This is a genomic window from Bradyrhizobium cosmicum (assembly GCF_032290525.1).
Taxonomy (GTDB): Bacteria; Pseudomonadota; Alphaproteobacteria; order Rhizobiales; family Xanthobacteraceae; genus Bradyrhizobium; species Bradyrhizobium cosmicum_A.
Genome location: NZ_JASXTA010000545.1, coordinates 1 through 240, shown reverse-complemented (window position 1 = coordinate 240; position 240 = coordinate 1). Strand labels below are relative to the sequence as shown.

Below are 240 nucleotides of genomic sequence, written 5' to 3'. Positions count from 1 at the left end.
CGGCAAAGCTCGTGATCCTGCCCGCCCGCATCTCCTTCTGAAGGAGTGGCAGCGCAAGGCCGAGGCCTTCGGCGACGATCGCGGCATCGATCTGCACGATGCCATTCTCGAATTCGATCGGTTTCATGTTCAAGTCCTGATGCTTCGTTGCGGTCCTCATGCGTGCACAGGGTTCCGCCTGGCCGGCGCGGGGTAGGCGCATTCCGCCAGCGTCGTGGCATCGAGCTCGCGCATGAAGGC

Annotated in this window: 1 protein-coding gene; it reads right to left on the bottom strand. The window is 63.3% G+C overall.

Annotation, left to right across the window (positions count from 1 at the left end; all coding sequences use genetic code 11):
• Window positions 1-127 (bottom strand): DUF6522 family protein (locus tag QSV46_RS41700; RefSeq protein WP_409997309.1); only part of this gene is annotated, 127 nt, incomplete at its 3' end.
• Between the last annotated feature and the right edge of the window lie 113 nt (window positions 128-240).